This is a genomic window from Buttiauxella brennerae ATCC 51605, from assembly GCF_001654925.1.
GTDB classification, from domain to species: Bacteria; Pseudomonadota; Gammaproteobacteria; order Enterobacterales; family Enterobacteriaceae; genus Buttiauxella; species Buttiauxella brennerae.
The window spans coordinates 1-326 of the sequence record NZ_LXER01000077.1 but is presented as its reverse complement, the minus strand read 5'-3'; the positions used below and the strand labels follow the sequence as shown (position 1 = coordinate 326).

General features: G+C 48.2%; 1 protein-coding gene. It reads right to left on the bottom strand.

Annotated features, from left to right (window positions below; all coding sequences use genetic code 11):
* The coding region (locus M975_RS22065; protein WP_064562024.1) for an IS3 family transposase at nucleotides 1-253 on the bottom strand (253 nt) is incomplete at its 3' end.
* Between the last annotated feature and the right edge of the window lie 73 nt (nucleotides 254-326).

Genomic DNA, 326 nt, shown 5'->3' with positions numbered 1-326 from the left:
CCCTTTCCATTTCAACGCGTTGAAGTTTTTTCTTCAACTCACGTATCTCAATCTGCTCAGGTGTCATGGGTGAAGCTATGGGTGATTTTCCCGCTCGCTCTTCTTTCAATTGTCGAACCCATTTATCCATCGTGGATTTGCCGACATTCATCGCAGTGGCAGCGGCGGCAACGGTGTAATGCTGATCGAGTACAAGCTGGGCAGCCTCGAGGCGAAACTCAGGGCTAAAATTGCGTCTGTTACGTCCGGTCATAATGTCACCTGTTTTGACTATGAGGTGATGATATCACCTCTATTCAGGTGGCCAAATTCAGTGTGCCACTACA